This window comes from Ruegeria sp., assembly GCF_040830605.1.
Taxonomy (GTDB): Bacteria; Pseudomonadota; Alphaproteobacteria; order Rhodobacterales; family Rhodobacteraceae; genus Ruegeria.
In genome coordinates, this window is sequence record NZ_JBFOMD010000008.1 from 330,991 (window position 1) to 353,053 (window position 22,063).

Genomic DNA, 22,063 nt, shown 5'->3' on the forward strand with positions numbered 1-22,063 from the left:
ATCAACCGTTAAGCGAATCAAAAGCCGAGAAAGACGCTTACGGGTCCCTTGTGCAACCCCAGAGCGCCGCCGACATAGGCGCCGTTGTTCGAGATACCGACGCCTGCATTGAGCGTCGGCTGCACCGGTTCGCCATCCGCACCGCACCCGGCCAGGAACGCGGTCACGGCGAGGACCAGAAAGGCTCGGATCAGGGTCATGCGAGGTTGGCCTTCCATCGTTCGATCTGGGCCCGCACCTGAGTCGGCGCGGTGCCCCCGTAGGACATCCGCGAGTTTACCGAATTTTCGACCCCGAGAACAGAATAGACGTCCTGGGTAATCCCGGCATGGGCCGACTGCATGTCCTCCAGCGACAGATCGGGCAGGTCGCAGCCCTTGCTTTCGGCCAGCGCGACCAGCGCGCCGGTGACGTGGTGGGCGTCGCGGAAGGGCAGGCCCAGCACCCGCACCAGCCAGTCGGCCAGATCGGTGGCGGTTGAAAAACCCGAGCCTGCGGCGGCGGCAAGGCTTTCGCGGTTGCCGGTCATGTCGCGGACCATGCCCTCCATCGCGGCCAGCGCCAGCATCCAGTTGTCGGCGGCGTCAAAGACCTGTTCCTTGTCCTCCTGCATGTCCTTGGAATAGGTCAGCGGCAGCCCCTTCATCACAATCATCAGCGCGGTGTTGGCGCCGAAGATGCGGCCCACCTTGGCGCGGATCAGCTCGGCAGCATCGGGGTTCTTTTTCTGCGGCATGATCGAGGAGCCGGTCGAGAACCGGTCCGACAGCGTGACAAAGCGGAACTGGGCCGAGGACCAGATCACCAGTTCCTCGGCAAAGCGGCTCAGGTGCATGGCACAGATCGAGGCGGCAGACAGGAACTCCAGCGCGAAATCGCGGTCGCTGACGGCGTCGAGCGAATTGGCGGCGGGGCGGTCAAAGCCCAGCGCCTTGGTGGTCATGTCGCGGTCGATGGGAAACGAGGTGCCTGCGAGCGCCGCCGCGCCCAGAGGCGATTCGTTCATACGCGCGCGGGCGTCGCGCACGCGGGAAAGGTCGCGCCCGAACATCTCGACATAGGCCATCATGTGATGGCCCCAGGTCACCGGTTGCGCGGATTGCAGATGGGTAAAGCCTGGCATCACCCAATCGGCCCCGGCCTCGGCCTGTGCCAGCAGCGCGCGGATCAGGGCCAGAAGGCCGCTTTCCGCAGCATCCAGCTGGTCGCGGACCCAGAGCTTGAAGTCGGTCGCCACCTGATCGTTGCGCGAGCGGCCCGTGTGCAGACGGCCAGCGGGTTCGCCGATGATCTCTTTCAACCGGGCCTCGACATTCATGTGGATGTCTTCCAGCGCGGTGGAAAACTGAAATTCTCCCCGCTCGATCTCTGACAAGACTGTGAGCAGCCCTTCCCGAATGGCCTTTGCATCGCTATCCGTTATGACGCCTGTGGCGGCCAGCATGGCCGCATGGGCCCTTGAGCCTGCGATGTCCTGGGCTGCCATGCGCTGATCGAACCCGATCGAGGCATTGATCGCCTCCATGATCGCGTCAGGACCGGCGGCAAAGCGGCCGCCCCACATCTGGTTCGAGGATTGCTCAGTCATGTTCGAAAACCCGGAGTTGGTATGCGCCTATTTCGTCTGATCCCCCTTTATATGGCCCTCGCGCTGGGTGCAAACGCTGCGCTGGCGGCAGATGTCGCGACGCTGGAGGGGCTGCGGGACGGCAGCCTGAAACGGCTGATCCTGCACAAGGAGCCCAAGCCGGTCGAAGCGGTGGATTTCCAGCTTGAGGATGACAAAGGCACCGGGTCGCTGGCCGATTACCGGGGCAAGTACGTTCTGGTGAATTTCTGGGCCACCTGGTGCGCGCCCTGCCGCAAGGAAATGCCGCAGATCGCCGAGTTGCAGGCAGAGTTCGGGGGCGACAAGTTCGAGGTCCTGACCCTGGCGACCGGGCGCAACTCGCCCGCCGGAATCCGGAAGTTCTTTGACGAGAACGGCATCACCAACCTGCCCCGGCATCAGGACCCGAAACAGGCGGTAGCGCGGGAAATGGGGGTTGTCGGGCTGCCGATGACCATGATCATCGACCCCGAGGGCAACGAGATTGCGCGCCTGATCGGCGATGCCGAGTGGAACTCGGACAGTGCCAAGGCGATCATCGCAGAGCTGGTCGGCAGCAGCAGTTAGGCCGGCGCGCCCAGTATCCGGCGCAACCTGGGTTCGATCAAGTCGATCAGTGCCTGCTCCATATATTCGAAACGGTCGGGGACGCCGAGAACGGCAACGCGTGTGTCCCCGGCAAGATGCCCGAACCTGTCCGACAGCCGCTTTCTCTGACGCCGTTCCATGACCACGATCACATCGGCCCATTCGATGTGCTCGGACGAGACCTGCTCGTCCGCGTCGCGGCCGAGCCCGGCGAAATCGGTGGAGAACCCCGGCCAGCGGGCCACGATGTCAGCGGCGGTGGGGCTGCGCTTGCGCGCCTTGCCGCAGAGAAAAAGCACATTCGTCATAGGGGTGTTTGGTACTTTCAACGACGCATGTTGCCAATAACCCCGGGCCGGGCCGTCTCGTGCTATACTGGTTTTGACCTGAACACTCAGGTCGGGAACGGGACCAACAGACGGAAAGGAAGGGGCCATGAAACCTGTGGTTCTCCTGATTGGCCGGCTGCCCCATGTGATCGGCGACGTCGCGCGGCAGCTTCAGCATCTGCCCATCGAATGGCTGGGCGCCCATGATCAGGACGAGGTGATCCGGCAGCTTGACGCAGAACCGCGCATCGCCTGCGTGATCATGGGGGCCGGGCTGGATGATGCGACGCGCGGCGCCCTGGTCGGGGTGATCGCGGCGCGCAGACCGGATGTCTGCATGCATCTGAAGGACCGCGCCTCGGGACCCGAAGGGCTGGTGCCCTTTGTCGAACGGGTGGTGCGGCACGAGGTGCTGGGCCAGATGCAGCCAGGCTGACGCGACGCTACCTTTGACACTCGGGCGGGGCCTTTGCAGGTTTGGCGCGAGGGAGGAGCCGATGTCTTTAGAAATCCTGCTGATCCTCGTGGTTGGCGGCATTGCCGGGATCGCGTTGCTGCTGCATCTGACCGGGCAGTCGGCGCGGCGTCTTCTGACGCCCGAGGCTGCGCGGGCGGATTGGCTGCGCCATTTCCCCGACGATGCGGTGATCGACGTCACCGTGGCCCGCGACGGCCACGCCGCCCTGCTGCGGACCGAGACCGGGCCGGGTCTGCTGTGGTCTTTCGGGGCCGATACGGTGGGCCGCCACCTGCTGGATTTCGACCTGATCGACCATCCCAAGGGCTTCCGCATCATCTTTCACGATTTCACCGCGCCGCAGGTCACCCTGCATCTGACCGAAGAAGAACGGCCCCACTGGAAGAGACTTATTTCACCACATGACTGACGCGCTGAGCTTTCCCGACCCGACACAACTGGCCATCCCCTTTTTCGTCGCCGCGATCCTGATCGAGTTCACGTGGATCGCGCTCAAGCACCGTGGCGGGCGCTATGAGACGCGCGATGCCGTCACCTCGCTGATCATGGGGGCGGGCAGCGTCGCCTCGGGGCTGGTACTGGGGTTCATCGCCTATGGGTTCTTCATGTTCCTGTGGTCGCTGACGCCGCTGGATCTGGGCACCTCGCTGCCGGTGATTGCCTTGTGTTTCGTGCTGGACGATCTGCGCTATTACTGGGTGCACCGGTTCGGCCACCGCATCCGCTGGGTGTGGGCCAGCCATGTGAACCATCACTCCAGCCAGCATTACAACCTGACCACGGCGCTGCGGCAGACCTGGACCGGGACCTTCACGTTCAAGATGGTGGTCAGTGCGCCGCTGATCCTGCTGGGCTTTCACCCGGCGCTGGTGCTGTTCTGCGGCGGTCTGAACCTGATCTATCAGTTCTGGATCCACACCGAGGCCATCGACAGGCTGCCGCGCTGGTTCGAGGCGGTGATGAACACGCCCAGCCACCACCGCGTGCATCACGGGCGCAACGCGCGGTATCTGGACTGCAACTATGCCGGGGTCTTCATCATCTGGGACAAGATGTTCGGCACCTTCGTGCCCGAGCAGGCAAGTGAGAAGGTCGATTATGGCCTCGTGCACAATATCGGCACCTTCAACCCGCTGCGCGTGGCCTTTCACGAATGGCTCTCGATCTGGCGCGACGTCACCCGGCCGGGGCTGAGCCTGCAGCAGCGTCTGGCCTATGCCTTTGCCCCGCCAGGATACAGCCACGACGGCAGCCGCGACACCTCGGACCGGATCAAGGCCAAGCACCTGGTGCGCCACCCAGAGGATCGCGGAACGCCCGGGTTCAAGGGGGCTGCGGATGCCGGTGCCCGAGGGTCGGTGCAGCAAACTCTCTGACGGCAATGTGAGATGCGGACATAACGTCATTCCGCCGAACCGGTTGAATTTGATCCGGGCCGACACATATGGGAGCGGTATCTTTTTTATCCAGTTCGCGACCGGAGGCCGGCATGAGCCGCATCACACTCGTTTTTCTGACCGTCGGCCTTTTGGGCCTGCTGACTGCCATGACCGTGTCGCTGAGCCCGCTTCCCACTGCATTGATCGCTGCCGGGTACATCATGATGTTCCTCGGCGCCGTCGGCGTCGTGATCAGCGCGGCACTGGCCCGCAGCATCGTCCGGCCGACGGTGCGCTGAGCCTGCCGCGCGGACCGGCGCGGGGGCGGTTTCCCTAAAATTGTCGGATTAACCCCTGCTTCATGGGTTTGACGAACACTGTCCGCGCAGCACCGCCGGACAGCAGGGGAAACGTCATGAGGAACCGCCGCAGGAAGATGGCCAATATGCTGGAAGGCGCGGAGAACCCGCTGAACGTGGCGGTTACCGCGCGCGACCGCTCTGCCCTGCAGATGGCGACCGAGGCGGTGAAACACAAGCAATGCATGCTGGCCTTTCAGCCGGTGATGCAGGTAAACCCGCCCCATGGCGTTGCGTTCCACGAGGGCTTCATTCGCGTGCTGGACGACACCGGGCGGGTGATCCCCGCGCGCGAGTTCATGCCGGTCGTCGAAGAAACCGAGATCGGGCGCGAACTGGACTGTATCGCGCTGGAAACCGGGCTGCGCACGCTGGCGCGCAACCCCGGGGTGCGGCTGTCCATCAACATGTCGGCGCGGTCGATCGGGTATCAGCGGTGGATGCGGGTGCTTGAACGGTTTCTGAAGCGGGACAGGACGCTGGGCGAGCGTCTGATCCTTGAGATCACTGAAAGCTCGGCCATGCTGGTGCCCGAACTGGTGATCGATTTCATGGACCGTCTGCAGTCGCGCGGCATTGCCTTCGCACTGGATGACTATGGTGCCAGCAATTTCAGCTTTCGCCATTTCCGGAACTTCTTTTTCGACGCGGTCAAGATCGACGGGCAGTTCGTGCGCGGTGTCGGCGCGGACCCCGAGAACCAGGCCCTGATCCGGGCGCTGGTCGCTGTGGCGCGCGAGTTCGAGATCCTGGTGATCGCCGAATCGGTGGAATCCGAAGAGGACGCCGCGTTTCTTGTGGCCAATGGTGTCGACTGTCTGCAGGGCTATCTGTTCGGCGCGCCTTCGGTCAATCCGCCGTGGAAACAGAAAAACGATGGCCGCGCGACCGCTTAGCACCCGCCACAACGGGTATGATCCGGCGGGTTTTCCCGCATGAGACAAGCTGTCGGTTGCTGCATGTGCAGCATTACGTTATGGCAGGTAGAGTTGGAGCGGGGGATGTTGTGGCGCTCTTTGACGTTGAGGGGGGTGACCCCCTGACCTGCGCCGTCAGATTTCCCGAAGGACTATGACGGTAAAGGATTGACCATATGACCAACGTAGTAATCGCATCCGCCGCACGCACCGGTGTCGGCAGTTTCGGCGGCTCTTTTGCGAACACCCCCGCACATGATCTGGGTGCCGCCGTTCTGGAGGCTGTCGTGGAACGCGCCGGTGTCGACAAGGGCGAGGTGAGCGAGACCATCATGGGTCAGGTCTTGACCGCCGCCCAGGGCCAGAACCCGGCCCGCCAGGCCCATATCAACGCCGGCCTGCCGCAGGAAAGCGCGGCCTGGGGCATCAACCAGGTCTGCGGTTCGGGCCTGCGTGCCGTGGCGCTGGGCGCACAGCACATCCAGCTGGGCGATGCCGAGATCGTGGCCGCCGGCGGGCAGGAGAACATGACCCTCTCGCCCCACGCCGCCGCGCTGCGCGCCGGTCACAAGATGGGCGATATGAAGTATATCGACACCATGATCCGCGACGGTCTGTGGGACGCCTTCAATGGCTATCACATGGGCCAGACCGCCGAGAACGTCGCCGAGAAATGGCAAATCAGCCGCGATCAGCAGGACGAGTTTGCTGTCGCGTCGCAGAACAAGGCCGAAGCGGCCCAGAAGGCGGGCAAGTTCGCCGACGAAATCACCCCCTTCACCATCAAGACCCGCAAGGGTGACATCGTGATGGACAGCGACGAATACATCCGCCACGGCGCCACCATGGAGGCGATGGCCAAGCTGCGCCCGGCCTTCACCAAGGACGGATCGGTTACCGCGGCCAACGCCTCGGGCCTGAATGACGGTGCGGCTGCGACCCTGTTGATGTCGGCCGAAAACGCCGAAAAGCGCGGGATCGAGCCGCTGGCCCGTATTGCGTCTTACGCGACCGCCGGTCTGGACCCGTCGATCATGGGTGTCGGCCCGATCTACGCCTCGCGCAAGGCGCTGGAAAAGGCGGGCTGGTCGGTTGACGATCTGGATTTGGTCGAGGCCAACGAGGCCTTTGCCGCGCAGGCCTGCGCGGTGAACAAGGACATGGGCTGGGATCCGTCGATCGTGAACGTGAACGGCGGCGCCATCGCCATCGGTCACCCCATCGGCGCTTCGGGCTGCCGGGTGCTGAACACCCTGCTGTTCGAGATGAAGCGCCGCGACGCGAAAAAGGGTCTTGCAACGCTCTGCATCGGCGGCGGCATGGGTGTCGCGCTGTGCGTGGAGCGGGACTGAGTGACCCGGGACCGGCAATAGGGAAAGGCGCTTTCGGGCGCCTTTTTCTTTACCGGTCAAGGAATTGCTGCAGCTGCGACAATATATGCACGGGGTACACGAAATTCCCTGCGAAACATTATTGCGCATCTGCAGCATAGTTTGTAGCAACATTACCAAGACAATTCAGATCGGAGGATTCCTCAATGGCACGAACAGCACTCGTCACCGGTGGCTCGCGCGGCATCGGCGCGGCCATTTCCAAGGCGCTGAAGGCCGAAGGCTACAACGTGGCCGCCACCTATGCGGGCAATGACGAAGCGGCGGCGGCGTTCACCGAAGAGACCGGTATCGCCACCTACAAGTGGAACGTGGGCGACTATGACGAGTCGAAGGCCGGGATCGAAAAGGTCGAGGCCGAGGTCGGTCCGATCGACGTGGTCGTGGCCAATGCGGGCATCACCCGCGACGCGCCGTTCCACAAGATGACCCCGGAACAGTGGCATCAGGTGATCGACACCAACCTGACCGGCGTGTTCAACACCGTGCACCCAGTCTGGCCCGGCATGCGCGAGCGCAAGTTCGGGCGGGTCATCGTGATCAGCTCGATCAACGGTCAGAAGGGCCAGTTCGCGCAGGTGAACTATGCCGCGACCAAGGCGGGCGATCTGGGCATCGTCAAGTCGCTGGCGCAGGAGGGCGCGCGCGCGGGCATCACCGCCAACGCCATCTGCCCCGGCTACATCGCCACCGAGATGGTGATGGCGGTTCCGGAAAAGGTGCGTGAATCGATCATCGGCCAGATCCCGGCGGGCCGTCTGGGTGAGCCCGAGGAAATCGCGCGCTGCGTCGCATTCCTGGCCTCGGACGAGTCGCAGTTCATCAACGGCTCGACCATTTCGGCCAATGGTGCTCAGTTCTTCGTCTGAGCGTTATGCTTCATGAAAACAAACGGGCCGGCCCCTTGGGACCGGCCCTTCATTTATCCCGTAAGAACGCGCGCGCTGCGCTCAGCGGGAACCGAACAGCCAGCCAAAGGCCGACCGGATGGCTTTTGCCCGTTCGATATGCGCCTGCTGCGAGGCACGCCGGGTGGCGGGATTGGCGGTGATCTCAATCATGGCGGGCTCCTTGTTTCACATCAGCTTCACTTGACTTGAGACTAATATGCGCGCTGTGAAAGTTGCGTACAAACGAGACTTTCCATCTATTCAGTTAAGTATTATTTATCTGATCATGAGCGACCGCCTGCCCCCTCTGACCGCCCTGCGTGCTTTTGATGCCGCCGCACGGCACATGTCCTTTGCCAAGGCGGCGGAGGAATTGAACGTCACGCCCGCCGCGCTTTCGTTTCAGATCAAGTCGCTGGAGGAGCATCTGGGTCAGCCCCTGTTCCGCCGCCTCAACCGTGCGGTTGAACTGACCGAGGCGGGGCGGACGCTGGCGCCGGGAACGGCGGATGGCTTTGCCACCCTGCACGCGGCCTGGGCGGCGACGCGGAGGCTGTTGGACAACACCACTCTGACTGTGACGGCAGGCCCCGCTTTGACGGCCAAGTGGCTGGCGCCGCGCCTTTATGAATTCGCCCGCGCGCATCCCGAGATCGACCTGCGGTTCTCGGCCACGCTGCGGGTGATGGATCTGGAGCGGGACGATGTGGATGTGGCGATCCGCTTTGGGTATGGGCAGGATGACGGTCTGTATTCGGTTCCGGTGCGCAAGGAGTGGGCCACTCCGGTGATGTCGCCAGAACTGGCAAAACGATTTCCGACCCCGGAAAGCCTGATGGAGGCGCCGCTGATCCATGACGAATCCATTGATTTCCTGCGCCCGCCCTGTGACTGGCCCGCGTGGTTCCGCGCTGTCGGGCTCGATCCCGCACCCAGACCCGGGGCGCATTTCTCAAACGCCGATCATGCAGTGGACGCTGCTGTGGCGGGGGTGGGTGTGGCACTGGGCCGCCGGGCCATGATCCTGAAGGATCTGGAAGAGGGGCGGCTGGTGGCGCCGTTCAAGACCGCGATTGAAAGCCAGGCGCGGTTCCGGTTTCTGTGCCTGCAGGGGGCCGAGACGCGACCGCAGATCGCCGCCTTTCGCGACTGGTTTCTTGCCGAGATCGAGAAAACCGCGCATATCTCGGACGCGTTCACCATCATCCCCGTCGAGGATCTTTCCCAGACATGACCCGAGCCCGTGCCACCGCCATCGGTTTTGTTGCCGTGCTGCTCTGGTCGCTGCTGGCGCTGTTTACGGTGGGATCGGCCCCGACCCCGCCGCTGCTGCTGAATGCGATCTGTTTTTCCATCGGTGGCACGCTGGGCCTGATCTGGACAGCCTTCAACGGCGGTCTGGCGCAGCTCAGGACCGTGCGCTGGACGATCTACGCCTTTGGTACGCTGGGGCTGTTCGGCTATCACGCGCTTTATTTCTCGGCACTGCGCACGGCGCCCGCCGCCGAGGCCGGGCTGATCGCCTATCTCTGGCCGCTGCTGATCGTGCTGTTCTCGGGCCTGCTGCCGGGTGAGGCGCTGCGGGCCGGGCATCTGTTCGGCGCGCTTCTGGGCTTTGCCGGGGCGGCGCTGATCATCACCGGGGGCGGAGGTGCCGGGTTCGAGGCGCAGCACCTGCCCGGCTATGCGCTGGCGCTGCTCTGTGCGCTTACCTGGTCGGGCTATTCGGTGCTGTCGCGCCGTCTGGGCAAAACGCCCACCAGTTCGGTTGCGGTGTTCTGCGTGGCAACCGCCGTGGCCTCATGGGCGCTACATTTCGCGGTTGAAGAGACGGTCTGGCCCGCAGGCGCGATCGGCTGGGCCTCGACCCTGGCGCTGGGACTGGGGCCGGTAGGTCTGGCGTTTTACGTGTGGGATATCGGGGTCAAGCAGGGCGACATTCAGATGCTCGGCACCAGCTCTTACGCTGCGCCGCTGCTGTCCACGCTTGTGTTGGTTGTGGCCGGGATCGCCGCGCCCTCCTGGACATTGGCGATCGCGGCCCTGCTGATTACCGGCGGCGCCCTCATCGCGGCGCGCGCCAGTCTCAAAGACTAGTTAGACAGTCGTTCGATCTCTTCTTTCAGTTTCAGCTTCTGCTTCTTGAGTTGAGCGATGTGGAGATCGTCGATACCTGGCGAGCGCTGGGCTTCTTCTACTTCGAGACTGAGGTTTGCGTGCTTCTTCTTCAGTTCCGTCAGATGTGCGCTCACGCTCATGGCGATCCTCCTTCTCTTGAGTGTCACATGCTGAGTTGAGCATATCGCATACGGACTGTCACGCCGCAGGGGCACAGAATCTGTCATAAATCCGACAAATTCGGCTGAAGGCTGCTTAGCGCGTTTCGGGCCAGGGCATTGGCGCGCCCTGCCGCAGCACGGCAGAGACCGCGGTGTGATAGTCATCCTCGTCCCGCTGGTGCCGGTCGCCAGCGTGGAGAATCACCGGGGCATGCAGGCGAAACGCGGCACGGCCGCCCTTGCGGGCCCGCAGGATCAGCAAGTCGCAGGCCCGTCCCGCGCGCGGCGCCAGTGGCAGAACCTCGACCGAGCCCAGCCGTCCGGTGCAGGCGGCCAGCATGTCGGGCAGCCGGTCGGCGCGCTGGATCATGTGCAGATAGCCGCGCGGTGCCAGCCGTCGGGCGGCCATGTCGATCCATGTGTCCAGCGGTGTCTGTTCACCCAGCGCGGTGCGCCGTCCTTCGTCATTGGCGGGGCTGTGCGCGCCCGGGCGATAGTAGGGCGGGTTGGCGATCACGTGGTCGAACTGGCGTTGCCTCATCTCTGCCGGCAGGGCCGAGAGATCGGCGCCGATCACCTCAAGCGCCGCATCGTTTTCAGCGGCATTGCGGCGGGCCAGATCGACGTAGGCGGGTTGCAGTTCCACCCCGGTCAACACAAGGTCCGGCACCCGCGTGGCAAGGCACAGGATCGCCGCCCCTGCCCCGCATCCCAGTTCCAGCACCGTCTGCCCCGCCCGCGCCGGAACGGAAGCCGCCAGAAGCACCGGATCGACCCCGGCGCGATAGCCATCGCGCGGCTGCCACAGTTTCAGACGCCCGCCCAGAAACGCGTTGCGGGTCAGCTCGGTGTCTGAAAATCCGGTCATCTGCCGAGGGGGATTTCGTTGTCCTGCATCACCCGCAGCGCACGCGTATAGTCGTCCGCGCGCACCATCAGGCGCCGGGGAAAGATTCCGATGCCGCCTTCGAGGATGCTCATATTTACGTCCATCTGAAAGCAGTCTATATCCTCGCCCTCAAGAAGGGCGGATGCGAAGGCCATGATGGTGGGATCGGTGCTGCGCAGAAGTTCTTTCATGGGGATGGATGTAAAGGCAAGGCGGCACTCAAGTCGAGCCTTGTAGCAGGAGTGTGATGAACATCGGCACGATCTCGAAACCGCATGAGCGCCTGGCTGACATTCTTGCAGGGGAAATGGAGGCCGTGAACGAGCTGATCCGGGTGCGCATGGCCTCGGAACACGCGCCGCGCATTCCCGAGGTGACCGCACATCTGGTCGAGGCCGGCGGCAAGCGGTTGCGCCCGATGCTGACGCTGGCGGCGGCGCGAATGTTCGGCTATGCGGGCGCGCATCACGTGCGGCTGGCGGCAACGGTCGAGTTCATTCATACCGCGACCCTGCTGCATGACGATGTGGTGGACGAAAGCGCCCAGCGGCGCGGGCGGCCCACCGCCAACCTGCTGTGGGACAACAAATCCAGCGTTCTGGTGGGCGATTACCTGTTCTCACGCAGTTTCCAGTTGATGGTCGAGACCGGGTCCTTGCGGGTGCTGGACATCCTGGCGAATGCCTCGGCCACGATTGCCGAGGGGGAAGTGCTGCAGATGACGGCGGCCACCGATCTGCGGACGGATGAGAGCGTTTATCTGCAGGTGGTGCGCGGCAAGACCGCGGCCCTGTTTTCGGCGGCGACCGAGGTGGGCGGCGTGATTGCCGGGGCTTCGGACGCGCAGGTTCAGGCGCTGTTCGACTACGGCGATGCGCTGGGGGTCGCGTTCCAGATCGCGGACGATCTGCTGGATTATCAGGGCGACAGCAAGGCGACCGGCAAGAATGTTGGAGACGATTTTCGCGAGCGCAAGCTGACCCTGCCGGTGATCAAGGCAGTGGCACAGGCCACGCCGGAAGAGCGCGCATTCTGGGAACGCACGATCGAGAAAGGCCGTCAGCAGGAAGGCGATCTGGATCACGCGCTGGCGCTGATGCACAAATACGGCACGCTAGAGGCGACCCGGGTCGATGCCAATGGCTGGGCCGCCAAGGCCAAATCCGCGCTGGACGCGCTGCCGGATCACGAGATTCGCACGCTGCTGCGCGATCTGGCCGATTACGTGGTGTCGCGGCTCAATTGAGCTGAGTTGCGCGGCACCACCAGTCGGGATGTGCCGCCGAAAGAGCTTCGGCGACAGAATGTGCCGTCGCCATCGAGGGGTAGAGCAAGAAAAAAGTCGATCCCGATCCAGACATGCGCGCCAAAAGAGGGGCCTCGATGAATCTCAACTCGTCTAGTACGAATTCGATCTCTCGCGCCACACCCATCGCTGGGGTTTCCAGATCGTTGCGTTGATCACGCAGCCAGTAGGCGCAATCTGCGGCGGTTTCAAACTCGGGGATGTCGTCAGGCATCGGCGGATTATTCCTCCATGCCAGAGCGCTGAATACCGATCCGGTCGGTACCGAAATGCCCGGATTTACAAGAACTGCTGGTAGGTGTGGCAAGCTAGTGGGCGTGATTTCGTCGCCAATTCCTCTCATGCGAGTCGCTCTGGCAGTCACACAAACGGGCACATCAGCCCCCAAGGACACAGGGAGTTGTTTCGGGATGTCTTCCCCCTGCCCCGCAAGCGCCCAAAGCGTCGCAGCAGCATCCGATGAACCGCCGCCAATCCCGGCGCCATGCGGGAGGACCTTGTTCAGGTGAATATGCCCGGTCCAGCCAACCGCCTGCGCGGCTTTCCAGACCAGATTGCGGCTGTCCGCTGGCACGCCGTCGGCGTGTTCCCCAGAGACCGTCAGCAACAACTCCGGTCCGGGTGTCAATTCCAGACGGTCACCGATATCGGCGAAGACCACCAGCGAATCCAGAAGGTGATAGCCGTCGTCGCGCTGGCCGGTCACATGCAGGGTCAGGTTGATCTTGGCGGGCGCAAAAGCCTCAACCGTCATTGGCCACCTTCAGCGGCGCGACCCCTTCCTCGGCCAGCACCGCGTCCAGCCCGATTTCGATCTTGCGGCGGATACGCTCGGGGTCGGCCTCACCATCGGTATCCTCGGGATCGACGAATGACAGCGCCCGTTTCCACTGGAACTCGGCCTCGCGCGCGCGGCCCACGGCCCAATAGACATCGCCCAGGTGGTCGTTGACCACCGGATCGACCGGCATCAGCTCGACCGCGCGTTCCATATGGCCCACCGCCTCTTCATAGCGGCCCAGACGGAACAGGACCCAGCCGAGGCTGTCCACGATATAGCCGCTGTCCGGGCGCGCGGCGACGGCGCGCTGGATCATGTCCAGCGCCTCGTCCAGCTTGATCTGTTTCTCGACCAGCGAATAGCCCAGATAGTTCAGCACCTGCGGCTGATCGGGGTTCAGTTCGAGCGCGGCGCGGAAGTCGGACTCGGCCTGCTCCCACTGTTTCTGCCGCTCGTGGCTGATGCCGCGGGCATAGTACAGGAACCACTGCCCGGTCGAGCCGTCCTCGGTGTAGTCCAGCGCCTTGTCATAGGCCTGCACGGCCTTTGCATAGTTCTCCTGCTGGCGCTGCAGGTCGCCAAGCGCGCTGTGGATCGCCGGCAGGGTCGGGTGGTTGCGCGCGAGTTGCTCCAGCACCTCGATCGCGGCGTCCGGCTTGGCCGCGCGGCGCAGCGCCTCGGCCCGGCCCAGTTCGGCCGCGTGGTGGTCGGGGCTGCCGGGCGGAACCAGCTTGTAGGTCGCCACCGCCAGATCGTACTGGCCGAGTTCGTCCAGTAGTTCGGCACTCAGTAGCAGCGCGTCGATGTGATCGGGCCGCAGGAAGCTGGCGGTGCGGGCATAGACCAGCACATAATCGTCCGCCGCCTCGCTGTTGAGCGCCGCGCCGATGGTAAAGAACACCTCGGCCATGCCGTCCTGAACCGAGCGCACATGGGTGAAGGGCAGTTTCTCGCCCGCCGCCAGCCGGTCGGCCACCGCCGTCAGCGACGGATCGGGGCCCGCACCGAACACATCCGCGAGCATTGCCAGCGCCTGATCGTTGCGGTCGAGCTGGGACAGCACCTCGGCCCGGGCCAGCGCGGCACGGCGCGAGAGCGTGGTCACGGCGCCATCATCGGCGGCAAAGATCGCCTCGGCCCCTTCGTAATCGCCGACCGAGGCCAGCGCCATCGCCTTGTGATAGCGGGCAAAATCGCGCAGCCCGTTTTCGGTGGCCACCTTGTCGAACTGTTCCAGCGCCTTGCCGACCGAGCCCTTGCCCATATAGGCCCAGGCCATCAGCAGACCGTCGACCAGCGGGCCGACGCCCTTGGTTTCGGGGTCGCGGGCCAGCAGTTCGTCATATTTACCATCGGCGCTCAGATTGGCCGCAACGACCATCTGCGCGACCTGGCTGCGCAGGCCCAGATCCTCCATCTGCAGCGCCACCGGGTAGGCGCGCTTGAGTTCGCCCAGCGACAGCTGCGCCAGCACGACATTTTCCATCAGGCCCGGATTGGCGGGATCGAGCGCGAGCGCCCGAATGTAGTAGCGGGCAGCGGCGTCATAGTCGCTGCGATACACCGCCTGCCGACCGGCCAGATAGGCGCCGGCGCTGCTTTGGGCGGCAACCGGAACAGGAAAAGCCGCCGCAGCGGCAATCGCGGCGACCGCCGCATGTCGTAACAGGGAAAACACCACGCACTGCCTTTTGTTATTGACTTGGCACAAGCTAGGGCGTCGGAGGGAAAGAGGCAATGGCAGAGGCTTCACGACCCTGCCATTGCCCGTATTCTCGCTTACATATTCGGATAGTTCGGACCATCGCCGCCCTGAGGCGTCTTCCAGGTGATGTTCTGGCTGGGGTCCTTGATATCGCAGGTCTTGCAGTGGACGCAGTTCTGGAAGTTGATGACGAAACGGGGGCCGTCGTCATCCTCGACCATTTCATACACACCCGCCGGGCAGTAGCGCTGCGCCGGTTCCGCGAATTTCAGCAGGTTGACCTTGACCGGGATGTCCGGGTCGGTCAGCTGCAGGTGGCAGGGCTGGCTTTCCTCGTGATTGGTCATCGCGAAAGAGACGTTGGTCAGGCGGTCGAAGGACAGCGTGCCGTCGGGTTTGGGATAGTCGATGGGCTTGTGCTTGCTGGCATCCTCGGTCGCTTCTGCGTCGTTCTTGCCGTGGCCCAGGGTGCCGAAGAACGAAAAGCCCAGCGTGTTGGTCCACATGTCCAGGCCGCCCAGCGCCAGCGACGGCAGCATGCCCCATTTCGACCACATCGGTTTGACGTTGCGCACCTTTTTGAGGTCCTTGCCGATGGGCCCGCTGCGCACATCCGCCTCGTAAGCGGTCAGCTCGTCGCCCGACCGCGCGGCCTTGATGGCGTCATAGGCGGCCTCGGCCGCAGCCTTGCCCGAGAGCATCGCGTTGTGGTTGCCCTTGATGCGCGGCACGTTGACCATGCCCGCGGAACAGCCCAGCAGCGCCACGCCCGGAGCCACCAGTTTCGGCATCGACTGCCAGCCGCCTTCGGTGATCGCGCGCGCGCCGTAGGCCACGCGCTTGCCGCCCTTCAGCAGGTCGGCCACCATCGGGTGATGCTTGAAGCGCTGGAACTCCATATAGGGGAACAGGTGCGGGTTCTTGTAGTTCAGGTGCACCACGAAGCCCACATAGACCTGATTGTTTTCAAGGTGATAGATGAAGGAACCACCCCCGGCATTGCCGCCCAGCGGCCAGCCCATGGTGTGGGTGACGGTGCCCTGCTTGTGCTTGGCCGGGTCGATCTCCCAGATCTCTTTCATGCCGACGCCGTATTTCTGCGGCTCTTTGCCGGCACTCAGGTCGTATTTGGCGATGACCTCTTTCGACAGCGATCCGCGCACGCCTTCGGACAGGAACACGTATTTGCCGTGCAGTTCCATGCCCGGCTCGTAGCCCGGCCCCGGGTTGCCCTCGGCATCCTTGCCGAACTCGCCGGCGACGACGCCCTTGACCTCGCCATTCTCGCCATAGACCAGTTCCGAGCACGCCATGCCCGGAAAGATCTCGACCCCCATCTCTTCGGCCTGCTCGGCCATCCAGCGGCAGACATTGCCCATCGAGACGATGTAGTTGCCGTGGTTGTTCATCAGCGGCGGCATCGGGAAGTTGGGGATGCGCAGCTTGCCCGCCTCGCCCAGCATATAGAAGTTGTCCTCGGTCACCGGGGTGTTGATCGGCGCGCCCTTTTCCTTCCAGTCCGGGATCAATGCGTCGAGGCCGCAGGGATCCAGCACCGCGCCCGACAGGATGTGGGCGCCAACCTCGGAGCCCTTTTCCAGCACCACGACGTTCACGTCTGCATCGAGTTGTTTCAGACGGATGGCCGCCGACAGGCCCGCGGGGCCTGCGCCCACGATCACCACGTCGTATTCCATCGCTTCGCGTTCAATTTCGGCCATCGCGGGCTCCTTAGCTAACTTTCCGAATTGGCGCTCTCAACGCATGGTCGGCGCAATTTTGTTTCACGGCTGATTACCCGGTGTGAAAGACCTTGGTCAATCAAAACACGGCGTAACATCGCTGCAATGCGGCAGTTCAGTCCTCTGGCGCGTCACCCATCAGGTATCTGGGCCCGCTTCCCTTGGATTTTGCCCGGTCATCAGGGTTGTAAAGCGCGCATTTTGGCAGGCTGAGGCAGCCGCAGCCGATGCAGCCGTCCAGATTGTCGCGCAGCCGGATCAGGGTGTCGATTCGCTGGTCCAGATGCACGCGCAACCCCTTGCCGATCCGCGCCCAGTCACGCGGGGTCGGGGTGCGCTTGTCGGGCAGCCCTGCCAGCACCTCGCGGATTTCCGGCAACGACAGGCCGAACTGCTGCGCGATCATGACAAAGCTCAGCCGGCGGATGTCGGCGCGCTGATAGCGCCGCTGCCCGCCCGGGTTGCGCCAGGGCGCGATCAGACCCTGCGCCTCGTAATACCGGATCGCCGACACCGCCAGCCCGGTGCGGCTGGCCAGCGCGCCGACCGAAAGCCCCTCGGATACTGGCATGTGCACCTCTCAGAAATACCTTGACCTAAAGTTAGGTTTAGAAATTACGGTGAGTCGCAGCAACCCTGTTATTTGAAAGGACGCACCATGATGGCGACATTGGAACACACCAACTTCACCGTGCGCGATCCCAAGGCGACGGCGGCTTGGATGCACGATGTCTTTGGCTGGAAAACCCGCTGGGAGGGCGCTGCGATGGCTGGCGGCTACACCGTGCATGTGGGCAGCGCGCATACCTATCTGGCGCTTTACGCACCGGACGCGCCCAAACCCTCGGCGGAAAGCACATACAACACCGTTGGTGGCCTCAACCATGTGGGCGTCTTGGTCGAGGACATCGATGCGACCGAGGCCCGGGTACGTTCCGCAGGGTTCGAGCCGCATAATCACGCCGACTATGAGCCCGGCCGCAGGTTCTATTTCGACGATGACAACGGCATCGAGTTTGAGGTCGTGGCCTATGACTAGGCCGTAATCCGCGCGTCTTGGGGGCCTCGCCTCTTGCAATCCCCACCCCATTTGGGTCAGGTATTCCCCGACCCTATCTGTCGCCCCGGCGCATTGCGCGACGGGGCGACGCAATTTGTGCGTGGATTACGAAGACATGGAAAAGATCCCGATGACGCCTGCGGGCTTTGCCGCGCTCGAGGCCGAACTCAAGCAGCTCAAGACCGAGGAGCGGCCCGCCATCATCCGGGCCATCGCCGAGGCGCGCGAGCATGGCGATCTGTCCGAGAATGCCGAATACCATTCGGCGCGCGAAAAGCAGTCCTTCATCGAGGGCCGGATCAAGGAGCTAGAGGGCATCCTGTCGCTGGCCGATGTGATCGACCCCAAAAGACTGTCCGGCGCCATCAAGTTCGGCGCCCGCGTCACGCTGGTGGACGAGGACACGGATGAGGAAAAGACCTGGCAGATCGTGGGTGAGCACGAGGCCAATATCGAAAACGGTCTGCTCAACATCAAATCCCCCATCGCCCGCGCCCTGATCGGCAAGGACGAAGGCGACAGTGTCGAGGTGCGTACCCCCGGCGGCCTGCGGTCCTACGAAGTTCTAAGTATCCAGTACTCCTGACGGAGCTTTCACATGTCCGGCCAGACGCCAGATCCTGATTCGGCCCATCCGACCTCGCTGGGGATCTACGACCGCCCCGGGCGGCCCGCCGTCACCGGGATCGAGATTGCCGCGATCCTGCTGAGCCTGCTGTGGCTGGCCTTCGCCGTCGTGGTCTTTGTGCTGAACCCCGAGCCCCGCGATGGCAGCTTTCTGGTCACCATGCTGGCCGTCTTCATGCCGGTCGCGATGATCTGGGTGGCCGCGACGGCGGTGCGGACGGCGCGGGTGATGCGTGAGGAAAGCCAGCGTCTGCAAACCGCCATCGACGCGATCCGCAACGCCTATGTGGTGCAACAGCAGCGCGCCGCGATCACACATGAGCCCTCGGTCACCCGTAAGCTGGACGAGATCGCCGAGGCGACAAAAAAGACCGAAACCGCGCTGGCCACGTTCTCGACCAAGCGCCGGGAGACGTCGCGTGTTGTTCTGCCCTCGCTGCGCGGGGGGCGAGGCGGTGCCGGGGATCAGGGGTCGCTGGAGCTTGGCACCCCCGCCGAGGCGCTGTCGCCGCCGCTTTCGACCGAAGAATTCATCCGCGCCCTGCACTTCCCGGAAACGACCGAGGACACCGAAGGCTTCGCTGCGCTGCGCCGGGCGCTGAAAGACCGCAAGGCGGCGCAGCTGATCCAGGCCGCGCAGGACGTTCTGACCCTGCTGAGCCAGGAGGGCATCTATATGGACGATCTGCGCCCGGACATGGCCCGGCCCGAGATCTGGCGCCAGTTTGCCCATGGGGTGCGTGGCCGTGCGGTTGCGGCACTGGGCGGAATCCGGGATAGATCGTCGCTGGCCCTGACCGCTGGCCGGTTGAAACAGGACCCGATCTTTCGCGATGCAGCGCATCATTTCCTGCGCCGGTTCGACCAGATGTTCGTCGAATTCGAGGCCGAGGCAACGGACGCCGAAATCTCGGGGCTTAGCGAAACCCGCACCGCCCGCGCCTTCATGCTGCTGGGCCGCGTGGCCGGAACTTTCGATTGACGCGCGCTGCTCCGGGTTCAGCGCAGGAAGGCGTTTGCAAACGCCTTGAAGCGGTTTACAAACCGCTTAAGCCGCTTTCAAGCGGCTTGCCCGCGCCCAGTGTCAGCGGGACACCGGCCTGCTCATCCGGGTGGCCTTGCGGAACCCGAAGATCAGACGCAGCGGCCCGGTTTCCTCTTCGCCTATGACCTTGAACCCCACCCGCTCGTAAAGCGCGCGGGCACGGGGATTGGTGTCGATCACGTCAAGCTGAACCTCGCGCATTCCGCGCGCCTCGGCCTCGGCACACACCGCGTCAAGCAAAGCGGTACCGACGCCCTGCCCCCGCGCTGCGGTGTCCACGAAAATTCCGTCCATCTGGAACACACCGGGCTGCAGTTTGCGCTCGAGTACGCTCAGAACCAGCCCGCGCCAGAGGCTGCCGAACCAGCCATAGACCTGCGCCAGATCGCGCAGGCCCGCATCCGTCAGCCCGCCCTCTTCAGTCTTGAACCCGGCCAGCCCCAGCAGGCGCCCGTCGTCATCCCGCGCCACCAGTGCGAACCGCGGGTCCAGCGCCGCCTCGAAGAACCGCAGCGCCTTGTCCTCGGGGCCCATGACCTTGCCCAGCTTGGCCGAGAAGGCCTGCCAGAACAGCCGCGCCGCATGGGCGCGCTCGGCCTCGGCAAAACCGGGCGTCACCGTGGTGGTCACAGGCCGAAACTTCCGTAGGGGATGAACCGCACCGGATCGCCGGGGCGGATATGGCGTTCTTCGTCGCCGATCTCGACCAGCCCCTCGGCCCAGCTGAGCCCGCTGATCCGGCCCGATCCTTCGGAGGCAAACACCTCGGCCCGGCCGTCCCGCACCCGCGCGCGCAGGTACTCGCGGCGGCCCGGTTTCTTGCGTTTCTCGAAGGCGGCGGGCACATCGAAACCCTGCGGCTCCTGCCAACCTTCACCCGCCATCAGCCCCATCGCAGGGCGGGCAAAGATCAGCGTGCAGACCATCGCCGCCACCGGGTTGCCGGGCAGGCCAAAGACCGGGGTGCCGTTCCACATCCCCAGCGCCAGAGGCCGTCCGGGTTTCAGCGCGATGCGCCATTCCTGCAGCGCTCCGGCCTCTTGCAGCAGGGCCGAGACATGATCTTCGTCCCCCGCCGAAGCGCCGCCGCTGGTCAGGATCACATCCGCCTTGTCTGCCGCCGCGTCCAGCGCCGCGCGCAGGGCGGCGCGATCATCCGGGATGCGGCCCATATCCGCGGTGTCAAAGCCGAAACAGTCGGCCATCGCCAGCAACATCGGACGGTTGGCGTCGAAGATCTGCCCCGGCCCCGCCGCCTGCCCCGGTTCGACCAGTTCGTCTCCGGTCGACACGACCGCGACCCGCAGGGGGTGGTGCGCCCGGACCTCGGACAGCCCGACCGCCGACAGCAACGCGAGATCCGCCGGGGTCAACCGGCGTCCGGCGGTCAAGGCGATCTCTCCCACCATCACATCCTCGCCCGCCTTGCGGGTATTGGCACCGCGCTTGAGGGGGCCGCGAAATGCGATTTGATTTTCTTGTACCGTTACATCCTCTTCCAGGATCACGGTTTCGACCCCCTCGGGCAGGGCCGCGCCTGTCAACACACGCAGGGCGTAGCCGTCCGGCACCGTGCCGTCAAACGGGATACCTGCCGCCGTGCGCCCGTCAACCAGCGGCATCACGTGTTCCCCTTCCGGGATCGTCCCGGCGAACCCGTAGCCGTCGACGGCGGTGTTGGGCTGCGGCGGGTTCGAGCGTTTGGCCACTGCATCCTGCGCCAGAACCCGGCCCAGAGCCTGCCCAAGCGGCACCGTCTCGACGCCGGTCACCGGGCCCAGCCGGTCCCGCAGCAGCGCCAGCGCGTCATCGACCGGGGTCCAGTTCACCCCTGCCGGAAGCGCAAAGCAATCGTTGCGCAGGGGCGGCGGCGCGATGTCCGGTCTGTTCTGTTTCACACCCAAGATCCAGCCTTCCTCTGCTGCGCCCACATCCAGTTGCCGCGCCAGCTCCTCGGGCGGCAAATGCGCCAGATCGAGCGCCACCTGTTCCACCTGCCAGGCATCCTTGATCCGCCCTTCGGGCGCCGCGCCCAGCGTCAGCGAGGGCCAGATTTCGACGAAGGCCACCGGTTTGTCCAGTGCCTCATAAGGCCACACCGCCACCTGCCCGGCAAACCGGCGGCGCAGGCGGGTCAGGACCGGCAGGCCCATCATCACCTGACTTCCTACCGCACCCGCCCCGGCCATCTGCCAGCAGGTGAAGCTGCCCTTGGCCAGATGCTCGACGACGCGACGGTCGGGGAACGGGTTGTGATAGGTGTCCTTGCGGCGCGGTAGCCCGTCGATATCACGCTTGAGCCCGTTGGCCCAGAACGGGCCGCGCCCGCCGAAACGGCGGTTGATCTCTCCGGCCAGATCGAAGCGGTTGTTGGCCTTGGGCGCATCCTCGATCCGGGCCTCGAACCAGTCCCAGAGGGTCCGTGGGTTGTCCGATCCGGTCAGCGCACGAGCGAAACCGCACGGGTAGCCGAAGGAGAAATCGAATCCCAGAAACAGGCGGCGACCCGCGCTTGTCTCGGCCTCGATCAGGTCTGCGAGCCAATCCTCTGCCAGTGCCCGGTTGCGTAGGTAGACCGGCTCGGCGGGAGTTTCATCGCGCACGACGCAGGCCCAGATCGCATCCTTGCGCGGGGTCGGGCCGGTGTCATTGCCTCCGGACCAGTCCACCATGGCGAAGGTCCGGAACT

The 22,063-nt window shown here is 64.2% G+C and carries 26 protein-coding genes; 14 read left to right on the plus strand and 12 right to left on the minus strand.

The annotated features are described in order from the left end of the window. Positions 1-17: 17 nt before the first annotated feature. Positions 18-200 (minus strand): hypothetical protein, encoded by a 183-nt coding sequence (locus AB3N21_RS13060; RefSeq protein WP_367935629.1) that lies wholly within the window; start codon positions 198-200, stop codon positions 18-20. After that, positions 197-1,588 (minus strand): argininosuccinate lyase, encoded by a 1,392-nt coding sequence (gene argH / locus AB3N21_RS13065; protein ID WP_367935630.1) that lies wholly within the window; start codon positions 1,586-1,588, stop codon positions 197-199. Before argH ends, AB3N21_RS13060 begins: the two co-directional genes overlap by 4 nt. Positions 1,589-1,609: 21 nt before the next feature. Here argH and AB3N21_RS13070 point away from each other — a divergent pair, with 21 nt between their 5' ends. Then, the gene (locus AB3N21_RS13070; protein WP_367935631.1) at positions 1,610-2,176 is read left to right on the plus strand and encodes a TlpA disulfide reductase family protein; all 567 of its coding nucleotides are present in this window, start codon (positions 1,610-1,612) and stop codon (positions 2,174-2,176) included. On the opposite strand, the gene AB3N21_RS13075 is transcribed toward AB3N21_RS13070, so the two are convergent. Beyond that, positions 2,173-2,505, minus strand: a complete 333-nt coding sequence (locus AB3N21_RS13075; protein ID WP_367935632.1) for a phosphotyrosine protein phosphatase — start codon at positions 2,503-2,505, stop codon at positions 2,173-2,175. The two genes, AB3N21_RS13070 and AB3N21_RS13075, sit on opposite strands and share 4 nt — an antisense overlap. Before the next feature lie 127 nt (positions 2,506-2,632). On the opposite strand from AB3N21_RS13075, the gene AB3N21_RS13080 reads away from it, so the two are divergent. The 9 genes from AB3N21_RS13080 (at position 2,633) to AB3N21_RS13120 (ending at position 10,037) form a co-directional block, all read left to right on the plus strand. Further along, positions 2,633-2,962, plus strand: a complete 330-nt coding sequence (locus tag AB3N21_RS13080) for a hypothetical protein (RefSeq protein ID WP_367935633.1) — start codon at positions 2,633-2,635, stop codon at positions 2,960-2,962. Between the two features lie 61 nt (positions 2,963-3,023). Then, positions 3,024-3,413 carry a hypothetical protein gene (locus AB3N21_RS13085; protein WP_171175766.1) on the plus strand — a complete coding sequence of 130 codons (390 nt, stop codon included), beginning with the start codon at positions 3,024-3,026 and terminating at the stop codon, positions 3,411-3,413. Then, complete coding sequence (locus tag AB3N21_RS13090) at positions 3,406-4,380, plus strand: sterol desaturase family protein (protein WP_367935634.1); 975 nt, start codon at positions 3,406-3,408, stop codon at positions 4,378-4,380. Before AB3N21_RS13085 ends, AB3N21_RS13090 begins: the two co-directional genes overlap by 8 nt. Positions 4,381-4,493: 113 nt before the next feature. Beyond that, positions 4,494-4,682: a hypothetical protein gene (locus tag AB3N21_RS13095; RefSeq protein WP_367935635.1), complete on the plus strand. Its 189-nt coding sequence runs from the start codon at positions 4,494-4,496 to the stop codon at positions 4,680-4,682. A gap of 116 nt (positions 4,683-4,798) precedes the next feature. Beyond that, a complete protein-coding gene (locus tag AB3N21_RS13100) occupies positions 4,799-5,638 on the plus strand; it encodes an EAL domain-containing protein (protein WP_367935636.1) in 840 nt (279 codons plus the stop codon). 197 nt (positions 5,639-5,835) lie between these two features. Beyond that, entirely contained in the window at positions 5,836-7,011 is a 1,176-nt protein-coding gene (locus AB3N21_RS13105) for an acetyl-CoA C-acetyltransferase (protein WP_170762206.1), read from the plus strand. Between the two features lie 185 nt (positions 7,012-7,196). Continuing rightward, positions 7,197-7,919 carry an acetoacetyl-CoA reductase gene (gene phbB, locus AB3N21_RS13110; RefSeq protein WP_171175756.1) on the plus strand — a complete coding sequence of 241 codons (723 nt, stop codon included), beginning with the start codon at positions 7,197-7,199 and terminating at the stop codon, positions 7,917-7,919. Positions 7,920-8,226: 307 nt separating this feature from the next. Continuing rightward, positions 8,227-9,174: a transcriptional regulator GcvA gene (locus AB3N21_RS13115; protein ID WP_367935637.1), complete on the plus strand. Its 948-nt coding sequence runs from the start codon at positions 8,227-8,229 to the stop codon at positions 9,172-9,174. Next, complete coding sequence (locus tag AB3N21_RS13120) at positions 9,171-10,037, plus strand: DMT family transporter (protein ID WP_367935638.1); 867 nt, start codon at positions 9,171-9,173, stop codon at positions 10,035-10,037. Before AB3N21_RS13115 ends, AB3N21_RS13120 begins: the two co-directional genes overlap by 4 nt. Here AB3N21_RS13120 and AB3N21_RS13125 read toward each other — a convergent pair. From AB3N21_RS13125 to AB3N21_RS13135, 3 genes are all read right to left on the minus strand, one after another. Continuing rightward, the gene (locus tag AB3N21_RS13125) at positions 10,034-10,198 is read right to left on the minus strand and encodes a YdcH family protein (protein WP_171175750.1); all 165 of its coding nucleotides are present in this window, start codon (positions 10,196-10,198) and stop codon (positions 10,034-10,036) included. The genes AB3N21_RS13120 and AB3N21_RS13125 overlap by 4 nt on opposite strands. 115 nt (positions 10,199-10,313) lie before the next feature. Further along, positions 10,314-11,087 carry a tRNA1(Val) (adenine(37)-N6)-methyltransferase gene (locus AB3N21_RS13130; RefSeq protein WP_367935639.1) on the minus strand — a complete coding sequence of 258 codons (774 nt, stop codon included), beginning with the start codon at positions 11,085-11,087 and terminating at the stop codon, positions 10,314-10,316. Next, positions 11,084-11,299: a DUF2007 domain-containing protein gene (locus AB3N21_RS13135; protein ID WP_367935640.1), complete on the minus strand. Its 216-nt coding sequence runs from the start codon at positions 11,297-11,299 to the stop codon at positions 11,084-11,086. Before AB3N21_RS13135 ends, AB3N21_RS13130 begins: the two co-directional genes overlap by 4 nt. Positions 11,300-11,355: 56 nt before the next feature. Here AB3N21_RS13135 and AB3N21_RS13140 point away from each other — a divergent pair, with 56 nt between their 5' ends. Next, positions 11,356-12,354 carry a polyprenyl synthetase family protein gene (locus AB3N21_RS13140; protein WP_367935641.1) on the plus strand — a complete coding sequence of 333 codons (999 nt, stop codon included), beginning with the start codon at positions 11,356-11,358 and terminating at the stop codon, positions 12,352-12,354. Here the strand turns inward: AB3N21_RS13140 and AB3N21_RS13145 are convergent. From AB3N21_RS13145 to soxR, 4 genes are all read right to left on the minus strand, one after another. After that, a complete protein-coding gene (locus AB3N21_RS13145) occupies positions 12,347-13,168 on the minus strand; it encodes a 4-(cytidine 5'-diphospho)-2-C-methyl-D-erythritol kinase (RefSeq protein ID WP_367935642.1) in 822 nt (273 codons plus the stop codon). The two genes, AB3N21_RS13140 and AB3N21_RS13145, sit on opposite strands and share 8 nt — an antisense overlap. Continuing rightward, entirely contained in the window at positions 13,158-14,873 is a 1,716-nt protein-coding gene (locus tag AB3N21_RS13150; protein WP_367935643.1) for a tetratricopeptide repeat protein, read from the minus strand. The genes AB3N21_RS13145 and AB3N21_RS13150 overlap by 11 nt, the downstream gene beginning before the upstream one ends. A gap of 101 nt (positions 14,874-14,974) precedes the next feature. Further along, positions 14,975-16,621, minus strand: coding sequence for a 4Fe-4S dicluster domain-containing protein (locus AB3N21_RS13155; RefSeq protein ID WP_367935644.1), 1,647 nt, complete (start codon positions 16,619-16,621; stop codon positions 14,975-14,977). 136 nt (positions 16,622-16,757) lie between these two features. Then, the gene (soxR, locus tag AB3N21_RS13160; RefSeq protein ID WP_367935645.1) at positions 16,758-17,213 is read right to left on the minus strand and encodes a redox-sensitive transcriptional activator SoxR; all 456 of its coding nucleotides are present in this window, start codon (positions 17,211-17,213) and stop codon (positions 16,758-16,760) included. Between the two features lie 87 nt (positions 17,214-17,300). Here soxR and AB3N21_RS13165 point away from each other — a divergent pair, with 87 nt between their 5' ends. The 3 genes from AB3N21_RS13165 to AB3N21_RS13175 all read left to right on the plus strand — a co-directional run bounded on the left by AB3N21_RS13165 (position 17,301) and on the right by AB3N21_RS13175 (position 19,311). Next, positions 17,301-17,681, plus strand: coding sequence for a VOC family protein (locus AB3N21_RS13165; RefSeq protein WP_367935646.1), 381 nt, complete (start codon positions 17,301-17,303; stop codon positions 17,679-17,681). 136 nt (positions 17,682-17,817) lie between these two features. Further along, on the plus strand, positions 17,818-18,288 hold the full coding sequence (gene greA, locus AB3N21_RS13170; RefSeq protein WP_171175732.1) for a transcription elongation factor GreA: 471 nt from the start codon (positions 17,818-17,820) through the stop codon (positions 18,286-18,288). 12 nt (positions 18,289-18,300) lie between these two features. Then, positions 18,301-19,311 carry a hypothetical protein gene (locus AB3N21_RS13175; RefSeq protein WP_367935647.1) on the plus strand — a complete coding sequence of 337 codons (1,011 nt, stop codon included), beginning with the start codon at positions 18,301-18,303 and terminating at the stop codon, positions 19,309-19,311. A 102-nt stretch (positions 19,312-19,413) separates the two neighbouring features. On the opposite strand, the gene AB3N21_RS13180 is transcribed toward AB3N21_RS13175, so the two are convergent. Both AB3N21_RS13180 and glp read right to left on the minus strand, forming a co-directional pair. Then, complete coding sequence (locus AB3N21_RS13180; RefSeq protein WP_367935648.1) at positions 19,414-20,004, minus strand: GNAT family N-acetyltransferase; 591 nt, start codon at positions 20,002-20,004, stop codon at positions 19,414-19,416. Then, positions 20,001-22,046 carry a gephyrin-like molybdotransferase Glp gene (gene glp, locus AB3N21_RS13185; protein WP_367935775.1) on the minus strand — a complete coding sequence of 682 codons (2,046 nt, stop codon included), beginning with the start codon at positions 22,044-22,046 and terminating at the stop codon, positions 20,001-20,003. The genes AB3N21_RS13180 and glp overlap by 4 nt, the downstream gene beginning before the upstream one ends. Positions 22,047-22,063 lie beyond the last annotated feature (17 nt).

Excerpts from the sequence above, each read along its gene's own strand:
- AB3N21_RS13060 (WP_367935629.1), bottom strand. The coding sequence starts at position 200 with ATGACCCTGATCCGAGCCTTTCTGGTCCTCGCCGTGACCGCGTTCCTG.
- argH (WP_367935630.1), bottom strand. The coding sequence starts at position 1,588 with ATGACTGAGCAATCCTCGAACCAGATGTGGGGCGGCCGCTTTGCCGCC.
- AB3N21_RS13070 (WP_367935631.1), top strand. The coding sequence starts at position 1,610 with ATGCGCCTATTTCGTCTGATCCCCCTTTATATGGCCCTCGCGCTGGGT.
- AB3N21_RS13075 (WP_367935632.1), bottom strand. The coding sequence starts at position 2,505 with ATGACGAATGTGCTTTTTCTCTGCGGCAAGGCGCGCAAGCGCAGCCCC.
- AB3N21_RS13080 (WP_367935633.1), top strand. The coding sequence starts at position 2,633 with ATGAAACCTGTGGTTCTCCTGATTGGCCGGCTGCCCCATGTGATCGGC.
- AB3N21_RS13085 (WP_171175766.1), top strand. The coding sequence starts at position 3,024 with ATGTCTTTAGAAATCCTGCTGATCCTCGTGGTTGGCGGCATTGCCGGG.
- AB3N21_RS13090 (WP_367935634.1), top strand. The coding sequence starts at position 3,406 with ATGACTGACGCGCTGAGCTTTCCCGACCCGACACAACTGGCCATCCCC.
- AB3N21_RS13095 (WP_367935635.1), top strand. The coding sequence starts at position 4,494 with ATGAGCCGCATCACACTCGTTTTTCTGACCGTCGGCCTTTTGGGCCTG.
- AB3N21_RS13100 (WP_367935636.1), top strand. The coding sequence starts at position 4,799 with ATGAGGAACCGCCGCAGGAAGATGGCCAATATGCTGGAAGGCGCGGAG.
- AB3N21_RS13105 (WP_170762206.1), top strand. The coding sequence starts at position 5,836 with ATGACCAACGTAGTAATCGCATCCGCCGCACGCACCGGTGTCGGCAGT.
- phbB (WP_171175756.1), top strand. The coding sequence starts at position 7,197 with ATGGCACGAACAGCACTCGTCACCGGTGGCTCGCGCGGCATCGGCGCG.
- AB3N21_RS13115 (WP_367935637.1), top strand. The coding sequence starts at position 8,227 with ATGAGCGACCGCCTGCCCCCTCTGACCGCCCTGCGTGCTTTTGATGCC.
- AB3N21_RS13120 (WP_367935638.1), top strand. The coding sequence starts at position 9,171 with ATGACCCGAGCCCGTGCCACCGCCATCGGTTTTGTTGCCGTGCTGCTC.
- AB3N21_RS13125 (WP_171175750.1), bottom strand. The coding sequence starts at position 10,198 with ATGAGCGTGAGCGCACATCTGACGGAACTGAAGAAGAAGCACGCAAAC.
- AB3N21_RS13130 (WP_367935639.1), bottom strand. The coding sequence starts at position 11,087 with ATGACCGGATTTTCAGACACCGAGCTGACCCGCAACGCGTTTCTGGGC.
- AB3N21_RS13135 (WP_367935640.1), bottom strand. The coding sequence starts at position 11,299 with ATGAAAGAACTTCTGCGCAGCACCGATCCCACCATCATGGCCTTCGCA.
- AB3N21_RS13140 (WP_367935641.1), top strand. The coding sequence starts at position 11,356 with ATGAACATCGGCACGATCTCGAAACCGCATGAGCGCCTGGCTGACATT.
- AB3N21_RS13145 (WP_367935642.1), bottom strand. The coding sequence starts at position 13,168 with ATGACGGTTGAGGCTTTTGCGCCCGCCAAGATCAACCTGACCCTGCAT.
- AB3N21_RS13155 (WP_367935644.1), bottom strand. The coding sequence starts at position 16,621 with ATGGCCGAAATTGAACGCGAAGCGATGGAATACGACGTGGTGATCGTG.
- soxR (WP_367935645.1), bottom strand. The coding sequence starts at position 17,213 with ATGCCAGTATCCGAGGGGCTTTCGGTCGGCGCGCTGGCCAGCCGCACC.
- AB3N21_RS13165 (WP_367935646.1), top strand. The coding sequence starts at position 17,301 with ATGATGGCGACATTGGAACACACCAACTTCACCGTGCGCGATCCCAAG.
- greA (WP_171175732.1), top strand. The coding sequence starts at position 17,818 with ATGGAAAAGATCCCGATGACGCCTGCGGGCTTTGCCGCGCTCGAGGCC.
- AB3N21_RS13175 (WP_367935647.1), top strand. The coding sequence starts at position 18,301 with ATGTCCGGCCAGACGCCAGATCCTGATTCGGCCCATCCGACCTCGCTG.
- glp (WP_367935775.1), bottom strand. The coding sequence starts at position 22,046 with ATGGTGGACTGGTCCGGAGGCAATGACACCGGCCCGACCCCGCGCAAG.